This window comes from Hyphobacterium sp. CCMP332, assembly GCF_014323565.1.
GTDB lineage: Bacteria > Pseudomonadota > Alphaproteobacteria > Caulobacterales > Maricaulaceae > Hyphobacterium.
The window spans coordinates 1,619,508-1,638,783 of the sequence record NZ_CP058669.1 but is presented as its reverse complement, the minus strand read 5'-3'; the positions used below and the strand labels follow the sequence as shown (position 1 = coordinate 1,638,783).

Here is a 19,276-nt window from a genome sequence, read left to right as displayed (position 1 = left end):
AGCGGAAACCGGCGGGGCGTTAGCCCATCACGCCGAGGATGTCCGACTCTTTCATGATGATCAGCTCGTCACCGCCGAGGGTGACTTCGGTGCCCGACCATTTGCCGAACAGGATGCGGTCGCCGACCTTGACGTCCAGTGCGCGCACTGAACCATCGTCCTTGATGGCGCCGCCGCCGATGGCAATAACTTCACCTTCTTGCGGCTTTTCCTTGGCGGTATCCGGAATGATGATCCCGCCCTTGGTTTTGGATTCTTCTTCCACGCGTTTCACGAGCACACGATCGTGCAGCGGACGAAATGACATGTTCATACCCCTGTTTGGTATTCATTGTTGTTGCGAAGAGCCGGTTAGCACTCACATGCACCGGCTGCTAACGAGGCTGCAGATAAGCATGCGGAGAGGAGGCGTCAAGTGGTGCGCGGCGACTCGTCTGCTTTCAGATGAGCCGTATCATTCATCTTCGGTTCACCGGCGAATCTTTCAACTGACCCTCGTATTTCTGCCATGATAGGCGTATACTGACGTTCTGAAACCAAAACGGAGTTTACCCATGTTGTTTCGTACCCTTGTCGTATCTGTTGCTGCCCTCTCCTTTGCAGCCGGCTGCACGACGACCGACCCCTACACCGGCGAAACCCGGCCAAACAATACGGCTCGCGGCGCGCTGATCGGGGCGGGCCTGGGTGCTGCCCTGGGTTATCTGACGAACACGAATGATTCCGAAGAAGGCCGCACCAACGCGCTGATCGGCGCAGGTATCGGCGCTCTGGCAGGGGCCGGTGTCGGTAACTACATGGACCGGCAGGAAGCCGCGATGCGCGAACAATTGCGGGATTCCGGCGTCGGTGTACGCCGTCAGGGCAATGATCTTTTGTTGATCATGCCGGGCGATGTCACCTTCGCGACCAATTCCGCCGATATCGAGCCGCGTTTCTATACGGTGCTGAACGATGTCTCGGACGTGCTGAACACCTATCCGGCGACCTATGTCGACGTGATCGGTCATGCCGATTCAACCGGTGCGGCGGATTATAACCAGCAATTGTCGGAACGCCGGGCCCAGTCGGTGGCGGGCTATCTGATCTCGCAACGTGTCCTGCGTGACCGCTTCTATGTGGCAGGTTTGGGCGAGACATCTCCGATCGCGTCCAACGACACACCGTCGGGTCGGGCGCAAAATCGCCGTGTCGAAATCCGCATTCGTCCGCACGTCGCAAGCTAACGCCGTCGGGCATTCGTTAACGTTCTGACAACACGGTGCGATCCAACGTAGTCTGGAGCCAATCGAACTGATTCGCTTTAGATTGCTTTGGATCGCCCATGCCTCGCGCCAGCGACATTCTGATCGTCCTGACCTACGCCATGATTGCCGTGGTGTCGGCGCTGGCGTTTGAACGCCTCGGGCTGATGTCGACCAGTTTTGCCTGGATGATGGGCGCCGGGGTCTTCCTGATTGCCGGGCAGGCGCATTCCGCAGCCGCCCGGGCCATCGAGCGCAAGGAAATGATCGCCGAAATCGACGCGCTGAAAGCAGCGAATCTTGATCTCGCCGAAGAGATGGCGGAAGCGCAATCGCGCCTTGATACTATTGCGGACACCATGCGCGCCGAGGCGCATCAGCGCGAAGAAACCCTGACGAATGAAGTGCGGGTTCTGGAAGATCTGGTGCGTCGCATGGGGGCTGGTGGTGGCGCGTCCATCGCACCGGCGAAGCCCACGAACACGGGTCAGACACCGGTAAACATGGACATCGTCCGCGATGCGCTGGCCGCCAACCGGGTCGATCTCTACCTCCAACCCATAGTCTCGTTGCCGCAACGCAAGACCTATTTCTATGAAAGCTTTTCAAGACTGAGAGACCGTGCGGGTAACATCATCACGCCGGCGGCCTTCATTCGCGCTGCCGAAGATGCGGGCCTGATGGCGGAAGTGGACAATCTTTTGCTTTTCCGATGCGTCCAGATCGTGCGCCGGCTCACCCAGTCAGATCGCCGGATCGGCATTTTCTGTAATGTTTCCCTCCGGTCTCTGGCGGATGAAGATTTCTTCCCGAATTTCCTCGACTACATGCGGCGCAATTCCGACCTCGCGAGCTCATTGATCTTTGAAGTTTCACAGGCCGCCTTTGAAGCCCGCACGCCGGGGGCGGCACGAAATATGGGACGTCTGGCCGATTTCGGATTCCGGTTCTCGGTCGATCAGATGACCGACCTCAACAGTGATTTTTCCGAAATGCAGCGGGCGGGTGTCCGGTTCGCCAAGGTCGAAGGCCAGCGTCTGGTGACAGCAATCCGGAATGAGGAGCCCATTGGCGGGCTCGCAGCCGGGGCCATCCAGCCCGAGGATATTCCCAGCCTGTTTGCCAAGTTCGGTATGGACCTTATCGCGGACAAGGTGGAGCAGGAGCAAACCGTCGTCGAACTCCTGGATATCGATACCGGCTTTGCGCAGGGCCATCTCTTTGGTGAGCCCCGCCCGGTCCGTGACGAGATACTTGACGAAACCACCACCCAGCCCATTCGCCGCTCTGCCTGATATCCGCTTGTATCGGCAGGCCAGACCGCTAGGTAAGGCGATATGAAGGCTGCATTTCACTTTCGGGACATTGCCGGGCGCTATTCGGCCATCTTTTGTGATGTCTGGGGCGTCATCCGCGATGGTCACGCCATTTTGCCCGATGCGATAGAGGCCCTGCAGCAGGCGCGCGCCAGCGGCGTTCCGGTCATACTGGTGTCCAACTCGCCGCGCCCGGCACATGATGTTGCGCGGCAGCTGGCCCGGATGGGTGCGCCGGATGATGCCTGGGACGGTATTGTGACATCGGGTGATGCGACCCGAATAGCCCTGAACGACCATGCGCCGGGCCCATTTTTCAAGATTGGTCCGCCGGGCGGCGACGATTTGCTCTATTCAGGTCTGGATATTACATTTTCGGATGTCGACGAGGCGCATGCCATTGTGTGCACCGGGCTGGTTCGCGAACTGGGTTCGGCTCCGGATGATTATGAAGCATTGCTGACAGAGCTGGCCGACCGGCAATTACCCATGATCTGCGCCAATCCCGACATTGTGGTTCAGGTTGGCGATGATCTTGTCTGGTGTGCAGGGGCATTGGCGCGCCTCTATCGGGAGCTGGGCGGCACGAGCGTTATCGCCGGAAAGCCGCACAAGCCGATCTACGAGCTCGCTTACCGCATGCTTCTGGACCGGGGATGGCGCGGCGACCGTTCGAATGTCCTGGCCATTGGCGACGGTCCGGAAACCGACCTTGCCGGCGCGGCGCGGATGTCCATCGACTCGCTTTTCATCGGCGACGGAATTCTGGGCGGGGCACTCGATCCATCTGATATGCCGGCGATTCAGACCGAGCTTTCCCGTTACAACGTGACCGCGACCTGGTTTGCGCCGCGGCTGATCTGGTAAGCCGTCTGGACAGCGCCGCCCGGTTGCCGTCTATAGGCTGTGAACTCACTGGAGCCCGGATATGACGCAAAAGGCACCCATTCCGCTAGAAGACTTCCGCGTTGGCCAATCAGCCGAGATCACGCGGCTGGTGGACGATACGACCGTGCGCGCCTTTGCCGAAGTGTCCGGCGATCACAACCCGCTGCATCTTGATGAAGAGTTTGCCCGGCGCACACCCTATCGGGGACGTATTGCCCATGGCGCGTTGATCGCGTCCTACCTGTCGGCGCTTCTGGGCAATGAATTGCCTGGTCCGGGCTCGATTTTCGTCAGCATGGATCTGGGCTTCCGGTCTCCGGTGCGGATTGGCGATACCGTGCGGTCGCGTGCGGAAGTGATCTCGATCGACCTCAAATCGCGGATGATCGAACTCTCCTGTTCCTGCAAGGTAGGTGACACTGAAGTCATGACGGCGCGGGCCTCGGTCATGGTCCGCACCCGCAAGCGAAAATCCGCGGAATAGCGACGTTTCATGCTGATTGTCGAAGGCCCACCAAAGTCGGAGCTACCTGCCTGCACCCTGGCGCTGGGTAACTTTGATGGCGTCCACAAAGGCCATCGCGTCGTGTTGGATGCCGCGCTGGAGAAGGCCAGAGAGGCGGGTCTCGCACCGGCGGTTGCTGTTTTTGACCCGCATCCTCGTCGTTTTTTTCAACCTGACTCCCCGCCCTTTCGGTTGATGGACGATGTGCAGCAGGCCGATGCCATCCGCGAACTGGGATTTGAACGCCTGCACGTCCTGCCCTTCAATACGGCCATGTCCCGCATGATGCCGCGCGAGTTTGCAGAAACGGTGCTCACCGGCTGGGCGCATGCGAGCCATGTTTTTGTCGGTGCGGATTTCGAGTTTGGCAAAGGCCGAAGCGGTGATGTGCGGATACTTGCCGGGATCGGCTCGCAAATCGGTTTCGGCGTCACCGGCGTCACGCTGAAATCGAACGGCGATGAAAAAATTTCGTCCAGCGGCATTCGTCAGGCACTCGAAGCTGGTGATATTGATGCGGCCCGCCAATTGCTCGGTCGGCCCTGGATCGTGCGAGGCGAGGTCGAGCAAGGTGATCAACGTGGCCGGACCATCGGGTTTCCCACGGCGAATATCAGCCTCGGTGATTATTGCCGTCCGGCGTTCGGGGTCTATGCGGTGCGGATCCGTATTGATTCCCGGCTTCATGACGGCGTTGCCAATGTGGGCCGGCGTCCGACGTTTGATGGAACCACCGAGCGGCTGGAAGTCCATGTTTTTGATTTTGCCGCCGACATTTACGGGCAGATGGTGAACGTCGAATTCGTCCGGTTCCTGCGGCCTGAACAAAAGTTCAATGGACTCGACGCCCTGAAAGCGCAAATTGGTCAGGATGCCATTGCGGCGCGTTCGGTTCTGGGCGCGGACGCGACGGATGAAGGCTCAACCAAACCGTAAGTGGACACAGCATGTTTGAACGCCGGATATCGCCTGTCATTCCGTACTCCGGATTTGGCATGGCTGCATTGGTGATCGCGCTTGATCAGGCCAGCAAATACTGGATGCTTTACGGGCTGGACCTGATCAATCAGACGCCGGGCAGCCGCATCGAGGTCTTCTCCTTCTTTCACCTGACCATGGTGTGGAATCGCGGGATCAGCTTTGGTTTTCTGCAGGCGCAAGCCTTCTGGCAAAGCCTGCTGCTTATTCTGTTCTCGCTGGCCGTCTCGGGGCTTTTGGCGAGCTGGATGTTGAAAGCGACGCGTTGGCTGCAGGCCAGCGCCTATGCGCTGATCATTGGCGGTGCGCTGGGCAATGCGATTGATCGCGCCATTTACGGCGCGGTCGCAGACTTCCTTGATTTTTCCAGTCTGCCTTTGCCATTCGGGTTTCAATTCAACTGGGTGTTCAATGTGGCGGATGTCGCCATCAATATCGGTGTTGTCGCGCTTCTGATTGACCTGCTGGTCAATGATCGCGACGCGAGGTGAGGGCCGGGCTGGTGAAACCGCCTGTCTTTCGCTAGAAAACCGACGAACGTTTATTCGGGAGTATATTTATGCGTCAGCGTCTGATCACGCTCGCGGTCCTGACCGCGACCATCGCGGTAGCTGGATGCGCCGGGGTTCGCGGCGGAAGCGCCGAGCCGGATGAGTTCCGCGTTGTCACGATTGCGCCTTTGACCGTGCCGCCGGAATATAATTTGCGCCCGCCGCGTCCCGGTGAGCCGCGCCCGGAAGAAATCTATCCGGATCAGGCTGCTCGCGCTGCACTGTTTGGTGCGCAGGGTGATTTTGAAGGTTCTGATGGCGAAGCCCTGCTTGTCGCACGCGCTGGCGGCGGTGATGCTGACCCGTTCATTCGCGCCATCATCGATGGTGAAACGGCCGCTGTTGTTCGCAAGTCGACCGATTTCAGCAACCAGATCCTGTTCTGGCGCGAGGGCACGGAAGGCATTGGCGATAATGCCGTGACCATTGACGCCGAAGAAGAGGCCGAGCGCCTTCAGCTGATTGAACGCGTCACCGGCGGTGGCACGGTGGAAATCCACCGCGACCGCGGTGGCATTGGCAAAATCCCGGGCCTGTAAAACCCGAACATTACCGATTCAAGGCGGTGCGGCTTCGGCCCGCCGCCTTTTTCATTTCCATGGAGATCAGAATGACGCAACTTCTTGCGATCTTTGTAACTGTTTTTCTGGCCGAATTGGGCGACAAGACGCAATTGGCGACGGTGCTGTTTGCCTCCGAGCGCCAGACGTCGCCTATCCTCATTTTTCTGGCAGCGTCTGCCGCACTTGTGGCCTCGACCGCGCTGGCCGTGGCGCTCGGAACCGCAGCAGAACGCTGGCTGGCTTTCCTGCCACTGAAATTGCTGGCCGGGATCGGTTTTATCCTGGTCGGCGGGTGGACCATTTTTGATCATTTCAGAACCGCCGCAGCGGCTTGACCCGCCGCCCGGCCTTCAAGAGGCTGCGGTCATGACCAAAATCCGCCGACTCAGCCCTGAAACCGTCAACCGGATCGCCGCCGGCGAAGTTGTCGAGCGACCGGCCAGCGTGGTCAAGGAGCTGGTCGAAAATGCGCTCGATGCCGGTGCGCGGCAGATTGATATCCATGCCGAAAAGGGCGGCCTGGCCCGCCTGACCGTGACCGATGACGGCGAAGGCATGGATGAGGAGCGGCTCGCGCTGTGCGTCGAGCGCCATGCCACGTCGAAACTGCCCATTGGCGGAGATGGCGAGGACGACCTTCTGAATATCGACACCATGGGGTTTCGCGGCGAAGCCCTGCCGTCGATTGGCTCCATTGCCCGCCTGTCCATCACGACGCAGGCGCAGGGCACGAAGGACGCGTTTTCCTTAAGCGTTGAGGGCGGGCGGCAGAGCGACATCAAACCGGCGCCGCCCATGGGGCTTGGCGGGACGCGCATTGATGTGCGCGATGTTTTCTATGCGACGCCTGCCCGGTTGAAATTCATGAAGTCGGAACGCGCGGAAGGCAATGCAATCGCCGATGTTGTCCGCCGTCTGGCGCTGTCGCGGCCGGATGTGGGCTTCACCCTGACAATTGACGGGCGAAGCCGATTGGCGCTCGCCGCAGAACGCGGTGACGAAGCGCGGCGGCTTCGCCTTTCGGCCATCCTCGGCAAGGATTTTGGCGAGAACGCGCTCGAGATTGATCAGGAACGCGAGGGTGTTCGTATTACGGGTCTGGGCTCGCTGCCGACCTTCAACCGGGGGTCCGCGCAGCACCAATACCTGTTTGTGAATGGCCGTCCGGTGCGTGACAAATTGCTCGGCGGCGCCGTGCGCGGGGCCTATCAGGACTTTCTGGCGCGCGACCGCCATCCGGTCGTGGCTTTGTTCGTCGATCTGCCCGGCGGGCAAGTGGACGTGAATGTTCATCCGGCCAAAGCCGAAGTGCGGTTTCGGGATCCGGGCCTCGTGCGCGGCCTGATTGTCGGGTCCCTGCGCCATGCGCTGGCCGGGGCCGGGCACCGGGCGTCAACGACTGTGGCGGGCTATGCGCTGGGCCGAGCACGGCCGGACGGGGCGGTTTATCAGACACCGCATTCACTTATGGCGGCCTGGGGCAGTGCGCGGCCGCCGGAGTCCGGGACGCTGGTTCAGGACCGCTCCGCGCGGGTTGAAGCTGATTTTTCCCAGCCTGCCGGGTTTGCAGGCCCGAGTACTGATACGGCACCTGTTGGAGACTATCCGCTGGGCATGGCGCGGGCGCAGCTGCACGAGACCTATGTTGTGGCGCAGACGCAGGATGGCATGGTGATTGTGGATCAACATGCCGCCCATGAGCGCCTTGTCTATGAGCGCATGAAAAAGATGCTGGCGGACAGCGGCGTTTCAAAACAGGCCTTGCTGGTGCCCGAGATTGTTGATCTGGATGCCGCCGAGGCCGAGCGGGTTCTGTCCCGCGCGGATGAGTTGGCCGAGCTGGGTCTGGTGGTGGAAGGCTTTGGCGCGAATTCGATTGCCGTGCGCGAAGTCCCGGCCTTGCTGGGCAAGCTGAATGTGCAGGGTCTGATCCGCGATCTGGCCGATGATCTGGCCGACTATGATACGGCACTCTCACTCAAGGAAAAACTGGAAGAAGTCGTTGGCACAATGGCCTGTCACGGCTCTGTGCGCGCAGGCCGCCGCCTGACAGGTGAGGAAATGAATGCGCTTCTGCGGGAAATGGAAACCACGCCAAATTCGGGTCAGTGCAATCACGGCCGCCCGACCTATGTCGAACTGAAACTGGCCGATATCGAGCGCCTGTTCGGGCGGCGGTGATGTGGGTCTTTATTCGTCGCAGATGGCTCTGGATTCTTGTCGCGCTCATCGCGTCACCCGTCATTCTCGTTGTGGGCTATTTCGTCTTGTTGATCCTCGCCGCGCTTATTCTGGGACTGGCCATCCGTTCCAGTTATGTCACGCACGAGTATTATCGCGTCGAGTCACCCGACAACCGGTATGAAGCGGTGGTATGTATAACGCATACCAGTGCAATTGACTCTGATACAGCCCGAATTGATATCGTCGAAACCGGAGACGAAGCGCCTTGCGCGGGACGAGCCGCTACCATTCCGTGGCGCGCATTCGAGGTGACTTGGCAAGCTGAAAACGCGTTGCTCGTCGAATATTGGGTTGGTGATCCGGTCTACGAAGCAACCATTCAGCAAATCACTTTGGCTCAGGAAGTGTTTGAAGTGACTCGGCTACCGTCTTCAAATGCGCATTTGGAACCTGACCGGCCTTGGTCACCACACGATTCACATAGCGATTAGCCCCGCTTCAGAAAGACCACTTTCGCTGCGCCCCAAATGCGTTCATCGACCGGCGCCCAACCCGGCAGGGTCGGCACGTCTTCGTTGGCTGCGACTTCGAGCACGGCCAGAGCGTCGTCTGTGATCCAGCGGCCCTCGATCAGACCGGAAAGGGCAGGCGGTGCGAGATCCTTGCCATAGGGCGGATCGAGAAAAACCAGATTGAAGGGCGCGCCGAGCTTGGCCGGTTTCTCGCCGAGATCTGTCGCGGACCGCCGGTGAAGGCGCGTATTTCCAAAGAGCTGGAGCGTTTCGATATTGTCGCGAACAGCGCCGCGTGCGCCGGCGTCGGTATCGACGAACAGGCAAAAGCTTCCGCCGCGGCTCATGGCTTCAAAGCCGAGCGCACCCGATCCGGCAAAGAGATCGATAATCCGGGCATCATCCAGCGGGGGCGCCCAGTCGGCATGTTCCAGCACATTGAACAGAGCCTGGCGCGCCTTGTCAGAGGTCGGCCTTGTATTCACGCCTTTGGGGGCGTTGAGCGGGCGGCCTTTGAATTTACCGGCAACGATACGCATCTCAGTCCTTGCCGCTCAGGAAATGGCCGCACTGATCCTGCAAGACGCGCTCCGGCACGGGCTTGACTTCACCGGGCTGCAGATTGCCCAGCTGGAAAGGCCCGTAGGAAATGCGAATGAGCCGGTTCACCGTCATGCCGACAGCGGCCAGCGCTTTACGGATTTCCCGGTTCTTGCCTTCGCGCAGGGAGACATTCAGCCATTTATTGCCGCCTTGTTCGCGTTCGATCTCGACCTCGATCGGACCGTATTTCACACCTTCGGCGGTAATGCCCTTGCGCAGCTTCTCCAGCTCCGTTTCGGTGACACGGCCAAAGGCGCGGACCCTGTAGCGGCGGGCCCAGCCGGTCGACGGCAGCTCAAGGGCGCGGGAGAGCTCGCCATTATTGGTGAGCAGCAGCAAGCCTTCGGAGTTGAGATCGAGGCGGCCGATCGAGATCACACGGCCCAATTCCTTCGGCAATTTCTGGAAGACGGTGTCGCGGCCTTCCGGATCCTTGTGCGAGGTCACGAGCCCCGTTGGCTTGTGGTAGCGCCAGAGGCGTGTTTTCTCCGGTTCGCCGATATCCTTGCCATCAACGGACACCCTGTCTTTGGCCGTGACGTTGAGCGCCGGGCTCTTCAACGTCTTGCCATTGACCGCCACACGGCCGTCGGCAATCAGCTGCTCGGCTCCGCGCCGGCTGGCGACACCGGCCCGCGCCAGCACTTTTGCGATACGCTCGCCGGAATGTTGTTGTTCTGCCAAAGCTTGACCCTTCTGCGCTTCACGCATACGCCGCAAGTGTCATGAGCGAGACCCGCGATCAATCCTTTATGCAGTTGGCACTGGCCGAGGCGCAAGCCGCCGCTGATGCTGGTGAAGTGCCGGTCGGTGCCGTGATCGTTGATCCGGCAACCGATCAGGTTTTTGCAAAGGCTGGGAATGCGCCGATTGCCGGTCATGATCCGACCGCGCATGCCGAGATCCGGGCCATTCGTATCGCGGCGGAAAAGCTAGGGAATTACCGACTGTCCGGGCTGGAAATGTATGTGACGCTGGAGCCTTGCGCCATGTGCGCGGGTGCCATCAGTTTCGCGCGGATCGGCCGCGTTGTGTTTGGTGCCAGCGATGAAAAGGGCGGAGCCGTCCTGCATGGCCCGCGCTTTTTCGACCAGCCGACCTGTCACTGGAAACCCGAGCTGGTGTCAGGCGTTCTGGCCGAACAAAGCTCAGAGTTGCTCCGGGTCTTTTTCAGGAAGCGGCGCTGAGGCGCGCTTCGAGCCCGGCTTTCACACCCGGCCATTCGTCTTTCAAGATTGAGAACCAGGCCGTATCGCGCAAGTCGCCTCGCCAGGTCCGCATCTGCCGTCGCAGCGTGCCCTCATGTTGCGCGCCCATTCTCAGCATAGCGGCCTGTGACCGCTTGTTGAGGCCATGGGTTTTCAGCTCTGCGCGTTCGGCGCCGCATTCGAACAGGCGGCCGAGCAGGGCGAGTTTGGACGCCGGATTGACCTCCGTGCCGCGGGCGGATGCCGCATACCAGGTCCAGCCGATTTCAGCGCGCTGATTGGGTGGCGAAATCACGAGATAGGCGGAATGTCCGACCATTTCGCCGGTGGTCTTGCGATAGATGACATGGCTGATCTGTGTGCCGGTTGCCTGCGTGTCCAGCATCAGGTCGAACCAGGCATCGAAATGCTCGCCATCGCCGCGCAGCGTCATCAGCGACCAGATGTCGGGGTCGCCGGCCAGCGGCCGCAGGGACTCGCGATGGGTGTCGCTCATGGGCTCCAGTCTGACCCAGATGTTTTCGAGAATGGCAGGCGTCAAATTCATGGTGGCGGGTCTCAACTCAAGAGAATGACGCCGCGTATCACATAGATCAGGCCGACGCCCGTCACGATCCATTTCGTATATTTTCGGAAATCCGCGTCGCTCATCAGATTGAGCACACGGGCACCGAGCGTTGTGCCGATAATGGCCAGCGGTGCGGCCGCCAGCAGCCATGGCCATTCAGTCAGGTCCCCTCCGGCCAGAGCGGGGGCCAGGTAGAAGGCGATTTTCGCGGCGTGGGCGGCGACCTGTGTGGAGGCTTTGGTCGCGACGATGCTGCGCCGGTCCATGCCGTCGGCAACAAAGAAGATGTCGAGCAATGGCCCGGAGACGCCCGCGACGATGTTCAACCCGGTGACGGCAAAACCGCAGAATACGGCATGGTCGGGACGCCGGGCATCCAGATGGAGGTGACGTTTCGGGATCCAGACCAGCGAGGGTACCAGCCCCAGAATGATGAATAGCCAGGGTTTTGACACTTCAAACGCAATGCCGATCAGCAGCGCGAAGGCGGCAACAGATCCGCCGAGATAAATGCCGAGCACGCGCCAATCGATAAAATCCCGCCACAGGATTGCACGCCAGCCATTCGAGACACTCTGGATGGCGCCATGGGTGACCATCGCTGTCGAAACCGGCAGGAGCAGGGCCAGAACGCCCATCAGGATGAGTCCCCCCGCCATTCCGAATATTCCGGAAATAAAGGACGTCACGAGGGCTGCGACAATAATGAAGGGCCATGTCATGTGAATCATCCCCGCAAAGCTATTGACCCGGCTATAGTCGGTGTCAGATCGTATTCAAATATCCGACCGGGATTTAAGGGGAGCTCTTATGGAATTTTCGTATTCACCGCGATGCCAGGATTATCTGGACCGCCTGCGCGCCTTCATGGACGCACACATCTATCCGAATGAATCGACCTACGCCGAACAACTCGCCGGGTTTGGCGAAAATCGCTGGCAGGTGATTCCGATCATCGAAGAGCTGAAGGAAAAGGCCAAGGCCGCCGACCTCTGGAATCTGTTCCTGCCGGAATCCGAAAAAGGCGCCGGGTTGACCAATCTCGATTATGCGCCATTGGCCGAAGAAATGGGGCGTGCGCCGTGGTCATCTGAGGTGTTCAACTGTGCCGCGCCGGATACCGGCAATATGGAAGTGCTGGCCCGCTACGGAACACCAGAGCAGCAAAAGCAGTGGATGGAACCGCTGCTGGCCGGAAAGATCCGCTCGGCCTTCCTGATGACTGAGCCGGATGTGGCCTCTTCCGATGCTACCAATATCCAGTGCAAGATCGAGCGCGATGGCGACGAATACGTCATCAATGGCCGCAAATGGTGGTCATCTGGTGCCGGTGATCCGCGTTGCGCGATCTATATCGTGATGGGCAAGTCGGATCCGAATGCCGATAAATATCGCCAGCAGTCGATGATCCTCGTGCCGGCCGATGCCAAGGGCGTGACGGTAAAGCGCCATCTGCCCGTCTTCGGCTATGATGATGCGCCGCACGGCCATATGGAAGTCGAACTGAAGGATGTTCGCGTCCCCGCCGGCAACATGCTGCTGGGCGAGGGGCGTGGCTTCGAGATCGCGCAAGGCCGGCTTGGACCGGGCCGCATCCACCACTGCATGCGCACGATTGGCGCCGCGGAGCGCGCACTGGAACTGATGGTCAAGCGCGGCATGAGCCGCGTGGCGTTCGGTCAGCGCGTTGCCGATCACTCGATCTGGCATCACCGCATCGCCAAGGCGCGCATCGATATTGAAAGCGCCCGTCTTCTGACGCTTAAGGCGGCCTGGATGATGGATACCGTGGGCAACAAGGTCGCCCAGCGCGAGATCGCCATGATCAAGGTGCTGGCACCACGTGTGGCCCTGCAGGTGATCGACGATGCGATCCAGATTCACGGCGGGGCCGGGGTTTCGGCCGATACACCGCTGGCCAGCGCCTATGCGGGTATCCGCACCCTGCGTCTGGCAGATGGCCCGGATGAGGTGCATGAGCGGGCGATTGCGCGTATGGAAATGAAGCGGCATTCGAACGAGGCTTGATCATGGAAAGCATGGCCACGGGCATTGCCGGGATTTTCGGAGTCATTGGTGCCGGGCTGGGGCTCGGCGCCATGATCTCACCGGCCTGGTCGGCGAAGATGGTCCGGATGCAGGCTGACCCGGACAATCCGGACGGCTATGCCGAATTCCGGGCGACGTTCGGCGGGGTCTTTTTCTTCCTTCATGTCGCATTCCTGGCTGCGGTCCTGCTCGGTCAGGGCGTTATCGGTGCGGCGGCTGTTCTATGTTTTGGCTGGGGCGGCGCGGCATTTGGCCGGGTATTGTCGCTCCTGCTGGACGGGCCAGCCGTCCGGACCCGGCACAATTATGTGTCGTTGGGCGTTGAACTTGTGGCCGCCGTCGCCTTTGCGCTGCCGGTCATTGTCTTCGTGATCCAGCCACCGGCCTGACTTCTGCGCAAACCGGTCTATGTCACTCACGACAGAAGCTGGCAGGAGAGGCGTTGCATGGAAATGGTTCTGATCCCGACGGTCATCGCCGCCGCTATCGGCTGTCTCATGGGGGGGGCCAGCCTGGTGGTCCCGCGCTGGGGCGCGTCGGTGGTTCGCTTGCAAGCCGATCCGAGATGGAAAGGTGGTTGGGCGGAATTCCGCGCCAGCTATGGCGGGGCGTTTTTCCTTGGACATGCCGCGATCCTGCTGACCTTTTTCATGCGATCTCAGGCCGGCCCGGCGGCCTTGATGGGTACCAGCTTTGCCATGGGTGCATTCTGGATCGGCATGGCCCTCGGCCGTATCGCTTCCATAGTCGCTGACAACCGCGATCATGAAACGCGCACGGGCTATAACCTTGCGGCGGTCGGCTTTGAAACCGTTATGGGCCTGGCGCTCTGGTCACCTTTCCTCGGCCATATCGGCGGCTGATCAGACGCCCGCTTTTTCCGCAAACGACCATGCGTAATCCGCCATCGGCTCCACCATGGCTCCGTATTCCTTTGCTTTCGCATTGGAAGCATTACCGAGCGTCGAGCGATGGTAGACGCCCTGCACAATGGCCGCGAGGCGGAACAGATTATAGGCAAAGTAGAAGTCGAGCTGCGGCAGACCGGAACGCCCCGTCCGGCGGCAATACGCCTCTACATAGGCCGTTTCGTCGGGAATGTTGAGCTCTGACAGATTGGCGCCCAGGAAGCCATTGCGCATTTCCTTTGGCGTCCGCCATTGCATGAGCTGATAGGTGAAGTCGGCCAACGGATCGCCAAGCGTCGAGAGCTCCCAGTCGAGCACGGCGACGACTTTCGGCTCATCCCTGGCGAAAATCATGTTATCCAGCCGGAAATCGCCATGCACGATGCTGGCGCGGTCCTGTTCCGGCGCGGCTGCCGGAAGCCATTCGATCAATCGGTCCATGGCGGCGATTGTTCGGGTTTCCGATGCTTTGTATTGCTTGGACCATCGCGCGATCTGGCGGGGGATATAGGCGTCCGGCTTGCCGTAATCGCCAAGGCCGATTTCCGCCGGATCAAAGGCATGCAGTGACGCCAGTGTTTCATTCATCGAGTCGTAGATTTTCGCCCGTTCCTTGCCGTCAATCGAGGGCAGGAAGGGATCCCAGAAAATACGTCCATCAATGAAGTCCATGACGTAGAAGGCGGTGCCAATAACGTCCGGATCTTCACACAGGCCATGCATTTTCGGCACCGGGAAATTCTGCCCGCCCAGGGCGCTCATCACGCGAAACTCGCGGTCGACGGCATGGGCTGACGGAAGCAATTTTCCCGGTGGCTTGCGGCGCAGAACATAGGATCCGCCGGGCGAATCCAGCTTGTAGGTCGGGTTTGACTGGCCGCCCTTGAATTGTCCGATTTTCAGCGGGCCGGAGAAGCCGTCGACATTGGCTTCCATCCATTCGAGCAAAGCGGTTTCGTCGAATCGAAGGGCATCCGCAACGTCCTTGGTGCCCGAAAAGGTATCATCAATGTTTGCCATCAGTCGGAATAGACCTCTCCGCCTTGCATCACAAAACCCACATCTTCCAACGCCGTTACATCTTCCAGAGGATTTGCGGCAACGGCAATGATGTCAGCAAACTTGCCGGCCTCGATGGTGCCGATGTCGTCGTCCATCATGACGTGTTCGGACGCCGTAACCGTCGCGGACCGGATGGCCTCCATCGGTGACAGGCCGGCCTCGACCAGTAGTGCGAATTCGCGGGCATTGTCGCCGTGACGAGAGACGCCGGTATCGGTGCCGAAGGCAATCATCACACCGCCTTCATGCGCACGGCGGGCCATTTCGAGCATTTGCGGGCCGACTTCGAGGGATTTTTGCCGTGTTTCCGGGCTCATCCAGTCCGCGTTTTCGGCCAGTTCGACAACTGTCGCACCGGCCAGAAGTGTCGGCACGAGATAGACATTGTTGCGCCGGAAAAGACGGATGGATTCACCATCCAGATAGGTACCGTGTTCGATGGAGTGAACGCCATTTTCAATTGCGGAATTTATCCCGGTGACGCCGTGGGCATGGGCGGTCACATACCGGCCCATCATGCTGGCTGCCTCCATGATCGCGGCCAGTTCGTCGTCGAAGAATTGCTGTTCGGTTCCTGCGGCGGTTTGCGACAGCACGCCACCGGTCGCTGTGATCTTGATCAGGTCAACGCGGGCGCGCACGAGTTCGCGCACGGCGCGCCGGCAGTCGTCCGGACCATTGCAGGCCGATTGGCTGGAGAAGGCGTGCATGATGTCTTCGTTATAGCCGTTGATATCGCCATGACCGCCTGTTGGCGTGACGGACGGGCCGGATACACGCATGCGGGGACCGACGATATCGCCATCGCGCTGACCGTCACGCAAAGCGATAATGGCTTCCAGGTCGCCACCAACATCCTGCACGGTCGTAAAACCCGCCATCAGGGTTGATCGGGCATTGCGAACGCCATCAATGGCCCAGTCAGCCGAAGAGAAGGTCACATTCTGCAAACGGCGGTTCGGGTTGAGTTCTGACAGCAGGTGAACATGGCTATCGATCAGGCCCGGCAGAACATACTGATCCGAGAGATCGATGATTGTTGCGTCCTCGATTTCGACGAAACCGTCCTCAATGCGGTCGATCCGCTCGCCAATTATGACAATGGACTGGTCTTCAGCGGGGGCGTCCCCCGGGACTGCCAGAAGCCAGCCGGCGTGAATGACCGTGATGTCGTCCTGCGCGAACGCCAGCGGACTTAATGCAATAGCCAGAATGGCAGCGAAAACTGATTTCATTTGATCCTCCCCGGGGATGCTGCACAGACTAGCGTGAACTCTCGAGTGCACGCCAGCCTATATCGCGGCGACAGAAGCCTTCAGGCCAGTCAATCGTGTCGACCGCTTGATAGGCGCGTTCAATCGCCTGGGCATAGGTGTCGCCGCTGGCCGTGACGTTCAAAACCCTGCCGCCATTGGCCAGAAGCTCGCCCTTCGCCCCACGCTTTGTGCCGGCGTGAAAAACGGTGACATGATCCAGTGCGTCGGCGGCGTTGACATTTCGAATTTCGGTGCCTTTTTCATAGTCACCGGGATAGCCGTTCGCGGCCATGACGACTGTTACGGCGGCGCTGCCGTGCCAGGACATGGGTGGCATCAGCGCCAGCTCGTTATCAGCGCAGGCTTTCAGATACGGAACGATGTCGCTCAGCAAGCGCGTCATCAGAATCTGGCATTCCGGGTCGCCGAAGCGCGCATTGAATTCAATAAGCTTCGGGCCGTCTTCGCCAATCATCAGGCCGGCAAACAGAACGCCGGAATAGGGCATGCCCTCATTCGCCAAGGTGGTTATCGCCGGGATAATGATGTCCGTCATGGTTCGCCGCACCAGCGCATGATCGGCTATCGGCGTGGGTGAATAGGCCCCCATACCGCCGGTATTCGGTCCCTTGTCGCCATCATGGACGCGTTTGTGATCCTGCGCCGCGATCATCGGCATGGCTGTCGTGCCGTCGCAAAGCGCGAAGAATGAGGCTTCTTCACCTTTTAGGAATTCCTCGATCACGAGGGTTTTGCCCGCGGCGCCGAATTTTCCCGACATCATCTCGTCAATTTCGGCTTCGGCTTCCGCGCGGGTCTCTGGAATGACCACGCCCTTGCCAGCCGCCAGGCCGTCGGCTTTCAGGACATAGGGTGGCGACAATTCATCGAGGAAGGCCTTGGCGGCCGCCGGGTCGGTGAATTTTCCATATCGCGCGGTCGGAATATTGGCCCGGTCGCAGAGTTCTTTTGTAAAGGCTTTGGAGGCCTCAACCTGCGCAGCATTTGCGTTGGGTCCGAACACGGGAATGCTGATGGCACGCAAGCGGTCGCCCAAGCCTGCGACGAGAGGTGCTTCAGGACCAATCACCACCAGATCGATTGATTTTTCAATGGCAAATTCGATCAGGGCGGGCACGTCATCAGAGCCAATGTCGACCAGTTCGGCAACCTTTGCGATTCCGGCATTTCCAGGTGCGCAAAAGAGCGCCTTGACCAGCGGGCTTTTGCGGATTTTCCAGCACAGTGCGTGTTCCCGGCCTCCGCCGCCTACGACCAGTATTTTCATCGCCGACCTCCTGTTGCTTCACGGCTAGCGGATTGGAAAGCTGTTGGCGAGTCTGTCACCGCCATTGCCGCCGCAAAGACAAGCGATTACCAACAGGGAATGGCAGAAACCGAGTCCAATACGCCCGAGTTTTCAGTCTCCGAACTCGCCAATTCGCTGAAACGCACCGTCGAGGATGCGTTCGGTCACGTCCGGGTGCGGGGAGAGCTGGGCCGGGTCACTGTGCCGCGCTCAGGTCATATCTATCTGGATCTGAAGGACGACAAGGCGGTCATCAACGGCATCATCTGGAAAGGTCTGGCCGCGCGCCTCAATTTCAAGCCCGAGGAAGGGCTGGAGGTGATTTGCGAAGGCAAGCTGACGACCTATCCCGGTCAGTCGAAATACCAGATCATTATCGAGCGCATGGAGCCCGCCGGCGCGGGCGCGCTCATGGCTCTGCTGGAGGAACGCAAGAAAAAGCTGGCGGCGGAAGGCCTGTTCGAAACATCGCGAAAACGCCCGATTCCCTATCTTCCCAAGGTGATCGGCGTTGTGACCTCGCCCACGGGTGCGGTCATTCGCGATATCCTGCACCGGCTTGAGGATCGCTTTCCGCGGCATGTTCTTCTGTGGCCGGTTCTGGTCCAGGGCGAAGGGGCAGCAGCGCAGATCGCGGCGGCAATTGACGGTTTCAACGCGATAGACGGGCAGGGCGGTATCCCGCGTCCGGATGTGCTGATCGTGGCGCGCGGTGGTGGGTCGGTCGAGGACCTCTGGTGCTTCAACGAGGAGAGCGTCGTTCGCGCGGCTGCAAATTCCAAAATCCCGCTCATTTCAGCGGTCGGGCACGAAACCGATACGACGCTGATAGATTTTGCTTCTGATCGCCGTGCCCCGACACCGACCGGTGCCGCGGAAATCGCTGTTCCGGTGCGTTCGGAGCTGATGCAGGATCTGCGCGGATGGGCTGATCGCCTGTCGCGCGGCCTGACGCGGTTGATCGATCGCCGGCGGACCGATTTTCGCGCGACAGCGCGCGCGTTTCCAACAACCCAAACCCTGCTCGGCCCCATGCGGCAGAGGCTGGATCTGGCGTCAACGGGTATCCGTCCGGACGCTCTGCGCCGGGATGTTCGAGCGAAGGCGGAGAAAGTGGCCAGTGCGGGCGGACGCTTGACGGCCAGTCTGGCGCGGCAATCCCGATCCGGTCGTGAGCGCTTGTCTTCGATCAGCGCTCGCCTGGGCCGTGCCAGCCCGTTGCGGCAAGCGGTGCAGAACCGCGATAGCGTGCGGAAGCTGGCGGGGCGGCTTGTTCAGGCCGGTGAGCGGGCCGTCAATCGCAAAGCGCGTGATCTGGCGGCCGTGGCCGGACGCCATGCGCTTCTGGGTCACCAATCTGTTCTCAAACGGGGATTTGCGCTTGTCCGGGATGCAGATGGTCAATTGGTGAGATCGGCGGGCCGCCTGTCGAGCGGTCAGGCGGTCTCCATCGAATTGGCCGATGGCCGGAAGGATGCAGTGATTGAAGGGCAGGCGGGGACACCACGGCCCCGATCTCGCAAGAACAAACCGGCTGCGCCCGAAAAGCAGGGCCGACTGTTCTAGGCTGAG

23 protein-coding genes are annotated in these 19,276 nt (G+C 60.1%); 15 read left to right on the top strand and 8 right to left on the bottom strand.

All coding sequences use genetic code 11. The features are described from left to right. Window positions 1-19: 19 nt before the first annotated feature. Window positions 20-307 carry a co-chaperone GroES gene (locus tag HXX25_RS08415; RefSeq protein WP_187165491.1) on the bottom strand — a complete coding sequence of 96 codons (288 nt, stop codon included), beginning with the start codon at window positions 305-307 and terminating at the stop codon, window positions 20-22. 247 nt (window positions 308-554) lie between these two features. On the opposite strand from HXX25_RS08415, the gene HXX25_RS08410 reads away from it, so the two are divergent. The 10 genes from HXX25_RS08410 to HXX25_RS08365 all read left to right on the top strand — a co-directional run bounded on the left by HXX25_RS08410 (window position 555) and on the right by HXX25_RS08365 (window position 8,720). After that, a complete protein-coding gene (locus HXX25_RS08410) occupies window positions 555-1,226 on the top strand; it encodes an OmpA family protein (protein ID WP_187165490.1) in 672 nt (223 codons plus the stop codon). 98 nt (window positions 1,227-1,324) lie between these two features. Then, complete coding sequence (locus HXX25_RS08405; RefSeq protein WP_187165489.1) at window positions 1,325-2,539, top strand: EAL domain-containing protein; 1,215 nt, start codon at window positions 1,325-1,327, stop codon at window positions 2,537-2,539. A 42-nt stretch (window positions 2,540-2,581) separates the two neighbouring features. Further along, complete coding sequence (locus HXX25_RS08400; RefSeq protein ID WP_187165488.1) at window positions 2,582-3,427, top strand: TIGR01459 family HAD-type hydrolase; 846 nt, start codon at window positions 2,582-2,584, stop codon at window positions 3,425-3,427. A 61-nt stretch (window positions 3,428-3,488) separates the two neighbouring features. Beyond that, the gene (locus tag HXX25_RS08395) at window positions 3,489-3,932 is read left to right on the top strand and encodes a MaoC family dehydratase (RefSeq protein ID WP_187165487.1); all 444 of its coding nucleotides are present in this window, start codon (window positions 3,489-3,491) and stop codon (window positions 3,930-3,932) included. A 9-nt stretch (window positions 3,933-3,941) separates the two neighbouring features. Beyond that, window positions 3,942-4,889 (top strand): bifunctional riboflavin kinase/FAD synthetase, encoded by a 948-nt coding sequence (locus HXX25_RS08390; protein ID WP_187165486.1) that lies wholly within the window; start codon window positions 3,942-3,944, stop codon window positions 4,887-4,889. A 59-nt stretch (window positions 4,890-4,948) separates the two neighbouring features. Then, a complete protein-coding gene (gene lspA, locus HXX25_RS08385) occupies window positions 4,949-5,422 on the top strand; it encodes a signal peptidase II (RefSeq protein ID WP_233346609.1) in 474 nt (157 codons plus the stop codon). A gap of 68 nt (window positions 5,423-5,490) precedes the next feature. Continuing rightward, window positions 5,491-6,021 carry a DUF3035 domain-containing protein gene (locus HXX25_RS08380; RefSeq protein WP_187165484.1) on the top strand — a complete coding sequence of 177 codons (531 nt, stop codon included), beginning with the start codon at window positions 5,491-5,493 and terminating at the stop codon, window positions 6,019-6,021. Between the two features lie 71 nt (window positions 6,022-6,092). Further along, window positions 6,093-6,380, top strand: coding sequence for a TMEM165/GDT1 family protein (locus HXX25_RS08375; protein WP_233346608.1), 288 nt, complete (start codon window positions 6,093-6,095; stop codon window positions 6,378-6,380). 31 nt (window positions 6,381-6,411) lie between these two features. Further along, window positions 6,412-8,226, top strand: a complete 1,815-nt coding sequence (gene mutL, locus HXX25_RS08370; RefSeq protein WP_187165483.1) for a DNA mismatch repair endonuclease MutL — start codon at window positions 6,412-6,414, stop codon at window positions 8,224-8,226. Further along, window positions 8,226-8,720, top strand: a complete 495-nt coding sequence (locus tag HXX25_RS08365) for a hypothetical protein (protein ID WP_187165482.1) — start codon at window positions 8,226-8,228, stop codon at window positions 8,718-8,720. The genes mutL and HXX25_RS08365 overlap by 1 nt, the downstream gene beginning before the upstream one ends. On the opposite strand, the gene rsmD is transcribed toward HXX25_RS08365, so the two are convergent. Continuing rightward, window positions 8,717-9,280, bottom strand: a complete 564-nt coding sequence (gene rsmD / locus HXX25_RS08360) for a 16S rRNA (guanine(966)-N(2))-methyltransferase RsmD (RefSeq protein ID WP_187165481.1) — start codon at window positions 9,278-9,280, stop codon at window positions 8,717-8,719. The genes HXX25_RS08365 and rsmD overlap by 4 nt on opposite strands. A gap of 1 nt (window position 9,281) precedes the next feature. Beyond that, complete coding sequence (locus tag HXX25_RS08355) at window positions 9,282-10,028, bottom strand: pseudouridine synthase (protein WP_233346607.1); 747 nt, start codon at window positions 10,026-10,028, stop codon at window positions 9,282-9,284. Window positions 10,029-10,069: 41 nt separating this feature from the next. On the opposite strand from HXX25_RS08355, the gene HXX25_RS08350 reads away from it, so the two are divergent. Next, a complete protein-coding gene (locus HXX25_RS08350) occupies window positions 10,070-10,531 on the top strand; it encodes a nucleoside deaminase (RefSeq protein WP_233346606.1) in 462 nt (153 codons plus the stop codon). Here HXX25_RS08350 and HXX25_RS08345 read toward each other — a convergent pair. Further along, window positions 10,515-11,099 carry a GNAT family N-acetyltransferase gene (locus HXX25_RS08345; RefSeq protein WP_187165479.1) on the bottom strand — a complete coding sequence of 195 codons (585 nt, stop codon included), beginning with the start codon at window positions 11,097-11,099 and terminating at the stop codon, window positions 10,515-10,517. The genes HXX25_RS08350 and HXX25_RS08345 overlap by 17 nt on opposite strands. A gap of 11 nt (window positions 11,100-11,110) precedes the next feature. Then, a complete protein-coding gene (locus tag HXX25_RS08340; RefSeq protein WP_187165478.1) occupies window positions 11,111-11,842 on the bottom strand; it encodes a sulfite exporter TauE/SafE family protein in 732 nt (243 codons plus the stop codon). An 88-nt stretch (window positions 11,843-11,930) separates the two neighbouring features. Here HXX25_RS08340 and HXX25_RS08335 point away from each other — a divergent pair, with 88 nt between their 5' ends. The 3 genes from HXX25_RS08335 to HXX25_RS08325 are packed head-to-tail and all read left to right on the top strand — an operon-like array spanning window position 11,931 to window position 14,032. Then, window positions 11,931-13,148 carry an acyl-CoA dehydrogenase family protein gene (locus HXX25_RS08335; RefSeq protein ID WP_187165477.1) on the top strand — a complete coding sequence of 406 codons (1,218 nt, stop codon included), beginning with the start codon at window positions 11,931-11,933 and terminating at the stop codon, window positions 13,146-13,148. Window positions 13,149-13,150: 2 nt separating this feature from the next. Beyond that, complete coding sequence (locus tag HXX25_RS08330; RefSeq protein ID WP_187165476.1) at window positions 13,151-13,558, top strand: DUF4345 family protein; 408 nt, start codon at window positions 13,151-13,153, stop codon at window positions 13,556-13,558. Between the two features lie 57 nt (window positions 13,559-13,615). After that, window positions 13,616-14,032, top strand: a complete 417-nt coding sequence (locus tag HXX25_RS08325) for a hypothetical protein (RefSeq protein ID WP_187165475.1) — start codon at window positions 13,616-13,618, stop codon at window positions 14,030-14,032. On the opposite strand, the gene HXX25_RS08320 is transcribed toward HXX25_RS08325, so the two are convergent. Genes HXX25_RS08320 through purD form a run of 3 tightly spaced genes read right to left on the bottom strand, consistent with a single transcriptional unit; the run spans window position 14,033 to window position 17,683 of the window. After that, entirely contained in the window at window positions 14,033-15,097 is a 1,065-nt protein-coding gene (locus HXX25_RS08320; protein WP_187165474.1) for a phosphotransferase, read from the bottom strand. Beyond that, on the bottom strand, window positions 15,097-16,374 hold the full coding sequence (locus HXX25_RS08315; protein WP_187165473.1) for an amidohydrolase family protein: 1,278 nt from the start codon (window positions 16,372-16,374) through the stop codon (window positions 15,097-15,099). The genes HXX25_RS08320 and HXX25_RS08315 overlap by 1 nt, the downstream gene beginning before the upstream one ends. A gap of 28 nt (window positions 16,375-16,402) precedes the next feature. Then, window positions 16,403-17,683, bottom strand: coding sequence for a phosphoribosylamine--glycine ligase (gene purD, locus HXX25_RS08310; protein WP_187165472.1), 1,281 nt, complete (start codon window positions 17,681-17,683; stop codon window positions 16,403-16,405). Between the two features lie 99 nt (window positions 17,684-17,782). On the opposite strand from purD, the gene xseA reads away from it, so the two are divergent. Next, the gene (gene xseA / locus HXX25_RS08305) at window positions 17,783-19,270 is read left to right on the top strand and encodes an exodeoxyribonuclease VII large subunit (RefSeq protein ID WP_187165471.1); all 1,488 of its coding nucleotides are present in this window, start codon (window positions 17,783-17,785) and stop codon (window positions 19,268-19,270) included. Window positions 19,271-19,276 lie beyond the last annotated feature (6 nt).

What these genes read in the sequence shown, in the direction of transcription:
- HXX25_RS08415 (WP_187165491.1), bottom strand. Translation starts at nt 307, where the DNA reads ATGTCATTTCGTCCGCTGCACGATCGTGTGCTCGTGAAACGCGTGGAA.
- HXX25_RS08330 (WP_187165476.1), top strand. Translation starts at nt 13,151, where the DNA reads ATGGAAAGCATGGCCACGGGCATTGCCGGGATTTTCGGAGTCATTGGT.
- HXX25_RS08390 (WP_187165486.1), top strand. Translation starts at nt 3,942, where the DNA reads ATGCTGATTGTCGAAGGCCCACCAAAGTCGGAGCTACCTGCCTGCACC.
- lspA (WP_233346609.1), top strand. Translation starts at nt 4,949, where the DNA reads ATGGCTGCATTGGTGATCGCGCTTGATCAGGCCAGCAAATACTGGATG.
- HXX25_RS08320 (WP_187165474.1), bottom strand. Translation starts at nt 15,097, where the DNA reads ATGGCAAACATTGATGATACCTTTTCGGGCACCAAGGACGTTGCGGAT.
- purD (WP_187165472.1), bottom strand. Translation starts at nt 17,683, where the DNA reads ATGAAAATACTGGTCGTAGGCGGCGGAGGCCGGGAACACGCACTGTGC.
- rsmD (WP_187165481.1), bottom strand. Translation starts at nt 9,280, where the DNA reads ATGCGTATCGTTGCCGGTAAATTCAAAGGCCGCCCGCTCAACGCCCCC.
- HXX25_RS08315 (WP_187165473.1), bottom strand. Translation starts at nt 16,374, where the DNA reads ATGAAATCAGTTTTCGCTGCCATTCTGGCTATTGCATTAAGTCCGCTG.
- HXX25_RS08345 (WP_187165479.1), bottom strand. Translation starts at nt 11,099, where the DNA reads ATGAATTTGACGCCTGCCATTCTCGAAAACATCTGGGTCAGACTGGAG.
- HXX25_RS08335 (WP_187165477.1), top strand. Translation starts at nt 11,931, where the DNA reads ATGGAATTTTCGTATTCACCGCGATGCCAGGATTATCTGGACCGCCTG.
- HXX25_RS08375 (WP_233346608.1), top strand. Translation starts at nt 6,093, where the DNA reads ATGACGCAACTTCTTGCGATCTTTGTAACTGTTTTTCTGGCCGAATTG.
- HXX25_RS08405 (WP_187165489.1), top strand. Translation starts at nt 1,325, where the DNA reads ATGCCTCGCGCCAGCGACATTCTGATCGTCCTGACCTACGCCATGATT.
- xseA (WP_187165471.1), top strand. Translation starts at nt 17,783, where the DNA reads ATGGCAGAAACCGAGTCCAATACGCCCGAGTTTTCAGTCTCCGAACTC.
- HXX25_RS08380 (WP_187165484.1), top strand. Translation starts at nt 5,491, where the DNA reads ATGCGTCAGCGTCTGATCACGCTCGCGGTCCTGACCGCGACCATCGCG.
- HXX25_RS08365 (WP_187165482.1), top strand. Translation starts at nt 8,226, where the DNA reads ATGTGGGTCTTTATTCGTCGCAGATGGCTCTGGATTCTTGTCGCGCTC.
- mutL (WP_187165483.1), top strand. Translation starts at nt 6,412, where the DNA reads ATGACCAAAATCCGCCGACTCAGCCCTGAAACCGTCAACCGGATCGCC.
- HXX25_RS08340 (WP_187165478.1), bottom strand. Translation starts at nt 11,842, where the DNA reads ATGACATGGCCCTTCATTATTGTCGCAGCCCTCGTGACGTCCTTTATT.
- HXX25_RS08325 (WP_187165475.1), top strand. Translation starts at nt 13,616, where the DNA reads ATGGAAATGGTTCTGATCCCGACGGTCATCGCCGCCGCTATCGGCTGT.
- HXX25_RS08400 (WP_187165488.1), top strand. Translation starts at nt 2,582, where the DNA reads ATGAAGGCTGCATTTCACTTTCGGGACATTGCCGGGCGCTATTCGGCC.
- HXX25_RS08395 (WP_187165487.1), top strand. Translation starts at nt 3,489, where the DNA reads ATGACGCAAAAGGCACCCATTCCGCTAGAAGACTTCCGCGTTGGCCAA.
- HXX25_RS08350 (WP_233346606.1), top strand. Translation starts at nt 10,070, where the DNA reads ATGAGCGAGACCCGCGATCAATCCTTTATGCAGTTGGCACTGGCCGAG.
- HXX25_RS08410 (WP_187165490.1), top strand. Translation starts at nt 555, where the DNA reads ATGTTGTTTCGTACCCTTGTCGTATCTGTTGCTGCCCTCTCCTTTGCA.